The 9,195-nt window shown below is 77.0% G+C and carries 9 protein-coding genes and 1 pseudogene; 5 read left to right on the top strand and 5 right to left on the bottom strand.

Features of this window, described 5'->3' with window-relative positions:
- The 3 genes and pseudogenes from ABT160_RS45555 to ABT160_RS45545 all read right to left on the bottom strand — a co-directional run.
- Positions 1-174, bottom strand: a pseudogene (locus ABT160_RS45555) (glycosyltransferase family 4 protein); the annotation flags it as partial.
- 75 nt (positions 175-249) lie between these two features.
- Complete coding sequence (locus ABT160_RS45550) at positions 250-1,527, bottom strand: ABC transporter substrate-binding protein (RefSeq protein ID WP_351655941.1); 1,278 nt, start codon at positions 1,525-1,527, stop codon at positions 250-252.
- Positions 1,505-2,107, bottom strand: coding sequence for an MTB12 C-terminal domain-containing protein (locus tag ABT160_RS45545; protein WP_351655938.1), 603 nt, complete (start codon positions 2,105-2,107; stop codon positions 1,505-1,507). The genes ABT160_RS45550 and ABT160_RS45545 overlap by 23 nt, the downstream gene beginning before the upstream one ends.
- 184 nt (positions 2,108-2,291) lie before the next feature.
- Between ABT160_RS45545 and ABT160_RS45540 the strand changes: the two genes are divergently transcribed.
- From ABT160_RS45540 to ABT160_RS45530, 3 genes are read left to right on the top strand one after another with little or no spacing between them, the layout of a single operon-like run.
- Positions 2,292-2,681: a hypothetical protein gene (locus tag ABT160_RS45540; RefSeq protein ID WP_351655936.1), complete on the top strand. Its 390-nt coding sequence runs from the start codon at positions 2,292-2,294 to the stop codon at positions 2,679-2,681.
- Positions 2,669-5,152 carry an ABC transporter permease subunit gene (locus ABT160_RS45535; RefSeq protein WP_351655934.1) on the top strand — a complete coding sequence of 828 codons (2,484 nt, stop codon included), beginning with the start codon at positions 2,669-2,671 and terminating at the stop codon, positions 5,150-5,152. The genes ABT160_RS45540 and ABT160_RS45535 overlap by 13 nt, the downstream gene beginning before the upstream one ends.
- Positions 5,149-5,826 carry an ATP-binding cassette domain-containing protein gene (locus tag ABT160_RS45530; protein WP_351655932.1) on the top strand — a complete coding sequence of 226 codons (678 nt, stop codon included), beginning with the start codon at positions 5,149-5,151 and terminating at the stop codon, positions 5,824-5,826. Before ABT160_RS45535 ends, ABT160_RS45530 begins: the two co-directional genes overlap by 4 nt.
- On the opposite strand, the gene ABT160_RS45525 is transcribed toward ABT160_RS45530, so the two are convergent.
- Both ABT160_RS45525 and ABT160_RS45520 read right to left on the bottom strand, forming a co-directional pair.
- Entirely contained in the window at positions 5,786-6,415 is a 630-nt protein-coding gene (locus tag ABT160_RS45525; protein WP_351655929.1) for a LysM peptidoglycan-binding domain-containing protein, read from the bottom strand. The two genes, ABT160_RS45530 and ABT160_RS45525, sit on opposite strands and share 41 nt — an antisense overlap.
- A gap of 83 nt (positions 6,416-6,498) precedes the next feature.
- The gene (locus tag ABT160_RS45520; RefSeq protein ID WP_351655928.1) at positions 6,499-7,194 is read right to left on the bottom strand and encodes a transglycosylase family protein; all 696 of its coding nucleotides are present in this window, start codon (positions 7,192-7,194) and stop codon (positions 6,499-6,501) included.
- 512 nt (positions 7,195-7,706) lie between these two features.
- Here ABT160_RS45520 and ABT160_RS45515 point away from each other — a divergent pair.
- Together ABT160_RS45515 and ABT160_RS45510 are read left to right on the top strand one after the other, a co-directional pair.
- Positions 7,707-8,477 (top strand): DUF8842 C-terminal domain-containing protein, encoded by a 771-nt coding sequence (locus tag ABT160_RS45515; RefSeq protein WP_351655925.1) that lies wholly within the window; start codon positions 7,707-7,709, stop codon positions 8,475-8,477.
- Positions 8,474-9,115, top strand: a complete 642-nt coding sequence (locus tag ABT160_RS45510) for a hypothetical protein (RefSeq protein WP_351655924.1) — start codon at positions 8,474-8,476, stop codon at positions 9,113-9,115. Before ABT160_RS45515 ends, ABT160_RS45510 begins: the two co-directional genes overlap by 4 nt.
- Positions 9,116-9,195 lie beyond the last annotated feature (80 nt).

The following is a 9,195-nucleotide window of genomic DNA, read 5'->3' as shown; positions in this document are numbered from 1 at the left end:
CAGGTGCTTCATCACCACACCCGCCGGAGCGTCCAGCGTCGGCACCTCACGGTGGCGGAAGACCGACACGATCTCCACCTCGTGCTCGACCGCCAGGGCCTCGGCCAGGTTGAACGTCGTCCGGATCGTGCCCCCGATCCCGTACGCGTTGTGGAGAAGGAATGAGATGTGCATGCGGTCGCGCTTCTCCCCCGGGGGTGTCTTCCGTCGTCAGCCATGGACTGTACTTGGCTCCGCGGGCGCCCTCGGTCAGGGGCGGTAGCCGAGCTGGGGGACGACCGCGCAGTTCCCGGTCGTCCCGCCCTGCGGGACCCAGCCCCGGCCGTCGCGCCAGCGGGCCACGGACAGACAGGTGCGCCGCTCCTTCGGCGGCGTCGCGAGCTTCTCGTACGTCACCGGGAGCAGCAGCCCGCGCGCGGTGTAGGGCTGCGGGCGGTTGACGTACGCCTCCACGCACGCGCGCGTGACGTCCGCGCCGCAGGAGCGCACCGCGTCGGTGAACCACATGGCCGCCGCCCAGCCCTCCAGCTGCCACTGCGACGGCGTCCGGCCGCGCAGGGCGGCGCGGAAGGCGCGCACCTGGGGGTCGGCGGTGTCGTCGTAGGGGCGGCTGGAGCCGGTGACCCACAGGGCGTTGCGGCAGACCGGGGCGTCCGCGTAGTCCTTCTGGACCGCCGCGTTCCAGTTCTGCACATTGGTGACCTTGGCGGCGACGCGGACGCCGAGGGCGTCCATGGCGGCGCACAGCCGGGAGTTGCCGTGCGCGTCGAGCGCGTCGAGGACGAGGTCCACGCCCTGTCCCCCGAGGTCGGCGGCCACGGCGCGGAAGTTGGGCAGGGCGAAGTCGACCTGTTCGGCCACCACCCGGTAGCCCTCGGCCCGCAGGCCCGCGGTGACGAGCCGGGCGTAGCCGGCGGAGGCCGCCTGGTTGTACGAGACGACGGCGGCCGTGCGGGCCCCCAGGTGCTGCCGGAACCAGCGGTAGACCTCGGTGCCGCCGTAGAGGGTGCCGCCCCAGCCGGGCGCCCGGCCGTCGCGCGGGGCACTGCTGCCGTAGATCCCGTACAGGTGGGGGTAGGTGTCGTAGGCGGGCCCGATGGGCTGGCCGCCGATGTCGGGGACGCCCGCGGCGGAGACCAGGGGCGCCCCCGCGTAGTCCAGGGCGGTGGTCGCGACGAGGGCGAACACCTTCTTCTCCTCGATGAGTTGACGGACGCAGGCGGTGTTGCCGACCCCGCTGCCGCCGTCGTCGCAGAGCGAGACCTCCACGCGCCGTCCGTCGATCCCGCCCCGCGCGTCGAGCGCGTCGAACCAGGCGCGGGCCCCGTCGCGCGGCCCGGTGAGGGCGTCGCCGCCGACCGGGCTGGTCGCGCTGGTGACGATGCCCACCCTGATCGGCCCCGGGCCGCCCCTCGTGGGCGTCGCGCGGCGCTCGAAGTCCCGCTCGGGCAGCCTGCTGCCGCACGCGGCGCAGAGCACGAGCAGCACCGCGAGCAGCAGGGTCTCAGCAGCCCGGAGCGGCCGCATTCCCGCTCAGCTTCACCAGGGCGCAGAGCGACTTGACGGACACCTTCCAGGTGCCGCCCTGGAGCACGGAGGTGCCCTTGGAGCCGGGCAGCGCGGGGTTGCCGCCGACCATCAGGTCGTAGGTGACGGCGGCCTCGGTGGCCGAGGTGAAGTCCACGGCGGTGACCTTCGCGGAGGACCGGGCGGCGTTCTTGTCGCCGCCGAACGCCGCAAGCAGGGGCCGCATCACGTCGCCGTCCTCCAGGACCCCCGCCTTCTGCTCGGTGGTGGCCTTCGGGTCGAAGAAGGTCGTCCAGTTCTTCTCGACCTGGGCCTTGGCGGCGGCCGGGTCGGCGGGCCCGCTCCCGGTCGGTGACGCGGCGGCCGGCGGCGACTGGGCGGCGGACGCGGACGGCGGCGTGCCGCCCCCGCCGTCGCCGCCGTCGGAGCAGCCCGCGAGCGCGGGCAGCAGGGCGAGGGCCGCGGCGGCCGCCCAGGCCGTGGTCCGTGCGTGCCTCGTCCGTGCGTGCCCCAGGGGGTGCCTCGCGGGGTGCGTCATCCGGCTCACCACCAACTGTCGCGGTACGGCGTCGGTCGCCACCGCGCATGGTCCTAGGAATCGCGCGGGTCCACCAGACGCGCGACCGGACCCGCGTCCGGGCGCGCGACCGTGCGGGCCGGACCGGCGGACGGCGCCGCGGGTCTTGCGGCGCGCCGGGGGCTGGGCTGTCCTGGACTCCCGCCCCGGTGCGGTCCGGGGCCCGGTGGGCGCAGGGGGCTTGCTGGTGTCGGCTTCCCGGTGGGTGTGGTCCGGTCTCGCGGCGGCCGCGTGCGGGGCGGTGCTGTGCGCGGCCGGGTGGTACGGCGTCTCCGGCGAGCGCTTCCTGGAGCGCCAGGTGCCCTACCTCGCCTCCTGTACGGTCCCGGGGGCCGCGCTGCTCGTCTGCGGCGCCGTGCTCGCGGCGGCGGGCCCGCGCTCCGGGCCCCGGCGGGCGCGCGAGCGGCCGGACGCGGCGGCGTTCGTGCCGGTGGACGACGGTCCGCCGCTGCGGGTGCCGGGCGGGACGCTGGCGCACCGGCCGGACTGTCCGCTGGTGGCGGGCAAGGAGGGCGCCGAGCCGGTCGGCGAGGGGGCGGCGGAGCCCTGTCCGGTGTGCGAGCCGTGGCGTCCCTGACGTACGAACTGGCGCTGGCCGGGCTCTCGGTGGGCGGCGCCGCCGCGCTCACCGGGCTCGGCCTGGTCGTCACCCACCGGGCGACCGGGGTGCTGAACCTGGCGCACGGGGCGGTCGCGATGGTCTGCGCCTTCCTGCTGCGGCAGCTGGTCGTCGACGCGGGCTGGCCGCTCCCGGCCGCCGCCTGCCTGGTCCTCCTGGTCGTCGCGCCCGGCATCGGACTGGCCCTGGAGCGGGGCGTGTTCCGGCCACTGGCCGCGCCCGGGCCCGATCCGGCGCGGGCGCTGGTCGCCTCGACCGGGGTGTTCGTGCTGCTCGTCGGCGGCGCGGCGCTGCTGTGGGGCGAGGGCGCCAGGGACGACGCCCCGGTGCTCCTCGGGGACGACCCGTGGGCCCCGTCGGCGGTGGCGGTGGCGCTGGCCCTGCTGGTGGCCGCCGCCACCCGGTGGACGGGCCTGGGGCGGCGGCTGCGGGCGGTGGTGGACGACCGGGAGCTGGCGGCGCTGGGCGGGATCGACGCGGACCGGGTCGCGGCGGCCGGGTGGGCGTTCGGCTCGTTCACGGCGGGCCTGACGGGGGTGCTGCTCGCGCCGTACGTGCGCCTGGACCCCTACGGCCTGCCGCTGCTCGTCCTGGAGGTCGTCGCGGTCGCCGTGGCGGCCCGGATGCGCAGCCTGCCGCTCGCGGTCGGCGCGGCCCTGGCGCTCGGGGTCGCCCAGGCCCAGCTGACCCGGCTGCACCCGGAGGGCTGGGCGGGCCCGCTGGTCCGGGCGGTGGGCGCCAACCTGTTCGTGGTGGCCCTGCTGGTGGCGGCGCTCGTCCTGCCGGGCGTCCGGGGCGGGAGCGGCGCGCCCGGGCGGCCGGTGCGGCCCGCGGGCCGGGTGCCCGCCGGGCTGTGGGCGGTCACCGGGGTGCTGTTCCTGCTCCCGCTGGCCCTCTCCGGGGACGACCTGCGCACCGCGGTGCGGGTTCCGGCCCTCGCGGTGGTGCTGCTCTCGCTGGTGGTGGTCACCGGGCGGGGCGGCCAGATCTCGCTGGGGCAGACCGCGTTCGCGGGGCTGGGCGCCCTGTTCACCGGGCTGCTGGGCGCGGAACTCCCGCCGCTACCCGCGCTGTTCACGGCCGTGCTGCTGGTGGCCCCGCTGGGGCTGCTGACCGCGTGGCCCGCGATCCGGCGCCGCGGCCTGGCCCTGGCGCTGGCCACGCTCGCGGTGGGCGTCGCGGTGAGCCGCTTCGTGCTCGACCAGCCGTACGCGACGTCGGGCCTGGTCCTCGGCCGCCCGGCGGGCTTCGCCTCCGACCGCCGCTACTACCTGCTCGAACTGGCCCTGCTCGGCGGCTGCCTGGCCCTCGTCGCCGCCCTGCGCGCGGGCCGCACCGGCCGGGCCCTCGCGGCGGTGCGGGACCACGAGGAGGGGGCCGGGGCGGCGGGCGTGCCGGTCCCCGCCCTGAAGGTGCTGGCGTTCGTGGCGGGCGCGGCGCTGGCGGCCCTGGGCGGGGGCCTGCTGGCGACGGGCGCGCGGGCCTTCGACCCGGCGGAGTACGACCCGGTGCGGGGCCTGCTGTGGTTCGCCGCGGTCGTGGTCCTCGGCGCGGACCACCTGCTCACCCCGCTGGCGGGGGCGGCGCTCCTGGTGGGGCTGGACGCGGGGGCGCGGGGCGGCACGGCGGCGGCCCTGGTCGGCGTGCTCGCGCTGCTCGTGGGACGCGTACCGCCGCTGACCGGCCTGCTCCCTGGGCGGTACGGGGACGAGGGCACGGCCCCCGCCCGTACGACGCCACCGCCCCCTGCCGCACCCGGCCGCCCGGCGCCCCGTACGACGGCCCGGCACCTCCCCGCCCCCGTCCTGCGCGTCGAGGGGCTCACCGTCCACCGCGGCGCCACCCCGGTCCTCCTGGACGTCGGCCTGGTGCTGCGCCCGGCCCGGGTCACCGCGCTCGTCGGGCCCAACGGGGCGGGCAAGAGCACCCTGTTCGACTGCCTGGCCGGGACCCTGCGCCCCGGCTCCGGGCGCGTGCTGCTCGGCTCCGCCGACCTCACCCGGCTGCCCCCGCAGGCCCGCGCCCGGCTCGGGGTGGCCCGCACCTTCCAGCGGATCGCGGTCTTCCCGAGCCTCACCGTCGAGGAGAACGTCCTGGTGGGCGCCCCGCCCGGCCGGGGCGGCGTGGAGCAGCAGCTGCGCCTGCTCGGCCTGCACGGCCCGGTGCGCCACCTCCCGGCCGCGGACCTGCCCACCGGGACGCTGCGCCGCGTGGAGCTGGCCCGGGCCCTGGCCGGGCGTCCGCGCGTGCTGCTCCTGGACGAGCCCGCCGCGGGCCTGGACGCCGCGGAGGGCGCCGCGCTGGCCCGGCTGCTGCGGGCGCTGGCCGCCGACGGCACCGCGGTGTTCGTGGTGGAGCACGACCTCGACCTGGTGGCCGGGACCGCCGACACGGTGCTCACCCTGGAGGCCGGGAGGCTGCGCCCGTGACCGCGGAGATCGCCCTGCACGGGGCCCGGGTCCGCTACGGCCCGCTGGAGGCGCTGCACGGGGTCACGCTGGCGGCCCCCGCCCGCACCCTCACGGTGCTGCTCGGCCGCAACGGCTCGGGCCGCACGACCGTGCTGCGCGCCCTCGCCGGGACCGTGCCGCTGTCGGGCGGGCGGGTGGTGTGGCGGGGCGCGGACGTCACCCGGCTGCGGCCGCACGCGCGGGCGCGCCGGGGCCTGTGCTGCGTACCGTCCCCGCGGGCGACGTACGACTCCCTGACGGTCGCCGAGAACCTGGAACTGGCGGCCGGCGGGCGGGACTTCGGGGCGGCCCTGGACGCGTACCCGGAGCTGGCACCGCTGCTGGCGCGGCGGGCGGGCACCCTGTCCGGGGGCGAGCGGCGGATGCTGGCGCTGTGCCGCCCGCTGCTCGCGCCCGCCCGGGTGGTGCTCGTCGACGAGCCGGTCCTCGGCATGTCCCCCGCGGTGGCCGCGCGCACCTACGCCCTGCTGCGGGCGCTGGACGCGGCGGTCGTGGTGGCCGGGCAGCGGCTGCCGCCCGGCCCCGCCGACCGCACCGTCGTCTACGGGCTGCGGCGCGGGACCGTGGCGTTCGCCGGGGAGCCCGGCGAGCTCAGAGCCGGACCCACACCCTCCTGGAGTCCTTCGGGATGAGCAGCGCGGTGCCGACGTTCAGCCGGTCCGGGTAGCGCCCGATCATGTCCTTGTTGAGCTTGTAGAGCGCCTGCCAGCCGCCCTTGACGCGGTACTTGAGGGCGATCGAGCTGAGCGTCTCGCCCGCCTGGACGGTGTGCACCCGGCCGCCGAGCCGGTAGCGCTTGGAGCAGACCGGCCAGGCCTCCCAGCCCTGGGTGCGCAGCACCTCCTGCGCGACCTTGATCTGCTCCTCGCGGGTGGCGAGGTCGGCGCGCGGCGCGAACTTCAGCCCGCCGTGCTCCTCCCAGGTCGGCTGCCAGAACTGGAGCCCGCCGTAGTAGTCGTTGCCGGTGTTGGTGTCCCACACGCCGCTGCTCTCGCACTCCGCGAGGCACGACCAGGGCCACTGGCTCGCGGCGCAGCCGTACGGCCCGAACCCCCGGTCGGCGAAGGGCGTCCCGGGGGCGGGCGGCGGGGCCTGGAAGGCGCTCGCCCCGGCCGGGGCGAGGGCGAGCAGCGCGGCGGCCAGCGCGACGGCGGACCGGAGGCGGGGCGTGGCCGGACGGGTCTGGGACCGGCGGAGCCACGGCAGACGGATCTTCGACATTCGCCCCACGCTGGCAGGGCCGCCGCCGCGCGCGCCGTTGCCGCGCGGGCGGACGGCGAGCCCCACCCGGTCGGGGGACCTGGTCAGCCGGTGGTCAGCGCGAGCCGCTGGCCGGGCAGGATCAGGTCCGGATCGGCGCCCACGACGGCCCTGTTGGCGGCGTACAGGGCGCGCCAGTCGGTGTGGTGGGCGGCGGCGATGGCACTGAGGGTGTCACCGGCGCGCACGGTGTACGTACCGCGCCCGTCGCCCCGCGAGGCGCGCGGGGCCGCCGGGGCGGCGGGGGCGGCCTGGGGTGCGGCCGCGCGGTTCTTCGCGGGCTCGCGGTTCTTCGCGGGCTCGTGGGACTTCGCCGGCTTGTGGGACTTCGGCTGTCCGTGGGTCTTCGTGGACGTGCGGTTCTTCGCGGGCCCCCCGGCCGACGGCGCGCTGCCGTACGCCCCGGCCCGGGCGGAGCAGGTCGGCCAGGCGCCCCAGCCCTGGGAGCGCTGGACGCGCACGGCGACCGCGATCTGCTGGGCGCGGCTGGCCCGGTCGGCGGTGGACGCGTAGGCCCCGCCGCCGTGGGCGCGCCAGGTGCCGGCGGAGAACTGGAGCCCGCCGTAGTAGCCGTTGCCGGTGTTGATGTGCCAGTTGCCACCGCTCTCGCACTGGGCGATGCGGTCCCACACTCCGCTGTCGGCGGCGCCGGACTCCCCGGCCGCCGTGACGATCAGTGCCAGGGGCGCCACCAGGGCGGCGCCGACGCGCATCCGTGTGGTGCGGGAACTCGATGCCATCAGATCCCTCTCGCGGGACCCGGGCTCCCCCTGCGCGGTGCGTCCTCGGGCGCGTCCGGCGCCCTCGGTGCGCTCCGCACCCGCCCGCCGGGACGTTCGCTCGTTCGCTGGCCTTGCGGTCGGCGGGCTGACCCGGGCGGTGCTCGCTGCACACGGCCGAGGAATCTAGGCAGCGGCGGGGCACGGCATCAACCGATTGCCCGTCATTCCAGGCCAGTTGCCGGTTACCCGGAGTATCGGCGATTTCCGGACACCCACTTGATTCGCTGATTTCGGGATTTGTCGACCCGCGACCCGGTTGATCTGTGACTCAGCTCACCCGCCCAACTTCCTTTGATCTCCGAGGAGTTGGCAGGGAGTGAGGGATTCCGGGGGCGCGTTCACCGTGCGCGGCCGATGGGTGGATTCCGTTCCCCTCTCCGCGTGACCCCGCACACAGATCACCCGTTGAACCCTTTATGAGACGAGCCGGGACCCGCCCGGCGTCACGCACACCTTCCGAGGAGCCACCCGTGCCGCGCATGCTCGACGTCAGCGAGGACGTACGTGCCGAGATCGGCGACGAAGAAGCCGACCGGCTGCTCGTCGGCGAGACCGCCCCGGGCAGCTACGACTGCACCTCCTGCCGCACCCCGGGCGACTCCGAGCAGGAGCGCACCAGCACCGTGCTGTTCGTCGGCGACGAGACCGCCGTGCTGGCCTTCGCCCACGCCACCTGCATCCCCTCCCAGGTCGTCCAGGTCCCCGAGGCGCAGCTGCAGGGCGCCGTGCGGTCCATCACCGGCGAGGAGGCCGGCGGCGACCTGCCCGAGCAGGCCGTGCTCGGCGTCACCAGCGGACTCGTGCTGATCAACGGCGCGCTGCACCCGGCCCTGGTGGTCGAGCCGACCGGACCGATCGCCCGCCCCGGCTCGGAGGCCGACCGGGACGACTTCCTGCCGCTGCTGATCGAGCAGGGCTTCCTGCCGGTCGCCGAGGTCGACCGGGAGCCCTCGGTGCTCTCCGGCTGGTCCGTCCTGGTCGCCATGGGCCAGCTGCACGCGGTGCTCCAGCCCGGCACCGGCGGCGGCAGCCCGGTCGCCTGGTGGCAGGCCCACCAGCCGCTCCAGGTCACCGACGGCTGGCGGGCCGCCGCCAACAAGACCCACCGCGTCCTGGTGTTCGCCGCCCCGGCCGGGTCGATCGGCCACCAGCCCCGCGAGGACCTGCTGCGCGACGCCCTGGAGAAGGCCGCGGCGGGCGGGCGCCTGGTCGCCGCCGCCATGCCGCTGGCGGGCACGTGAGGGACCCCGGCGCGGGCGGCGCCCCGGCCGGCGCCCCGGCGTCCGCCGGGGGCGGGCGGGCCGTACGACCGGCGTACGTGCCGCGGGCCGCGCCCGCGGTGCGCACCGTCACCGCCGCGTTTTATCCGGCCCGCCCGCATCCGGAGACCGACGGGGTCGTTGGCACGTACGTGCACTCATACGACCCCCACCAGCCCTACCAGAGCCAGATCCCGGCGATGCGCCCCGCGCAGGAGGTCCCGACGGCCCAGGGCGGCCAGCAGGTCCAGTCCTTCACGCCGATCTACGACGCGCTCTACGCCGAGTACCTCCGGGCCTTCCGCGCGCTGCCCGGGGACCGCTCCGGCGAGGAGGACCTGGGGTTCCGGTCGTTCGGCACCGGGATGCACGGGGGCCGGGGCGGCTTCGTCGGGTACGGGGGCCACCAGCCGGTCCACCCCGGGCACACCGGCCACATGGGGAACATGGGTGGCATGGGTGGCATGGGCAACATGGGTGGCATGGGTCACCACCAGCCCCAGCAGCACCCGGGCCACCCGCAGCACACCGGGACGTGGCAGCCGGGCTTCTTCCGCCAGCACCCCGGCCAGCAGCACGCCCAGGCGGCGCTGCCGCCGGGGCCCCGCCGGGGGGCCTGAGGCCTGAGGCCGGGGGCACCCGCGCACACGTGAAGCGGCCGGGGGGCGGGGGCGCGCGGCCCCCCCCCCCCGGCCCGCAC

The sequence above is a fragment of the Streptomyces sp. NPDC001941 genome (genome assembly GCF_040296945.1).
Taxonomy (GTDB): domain Bacteria; phylum Actinomycetota; class Actinomycetes; order Streptomycetales; family Streptomycetaceae; genus Streptomyces.
Note: the sequence above shows the minus strand (reverse complement) of the source record. Positions and strands in the feature narration are given on the sequence as shown.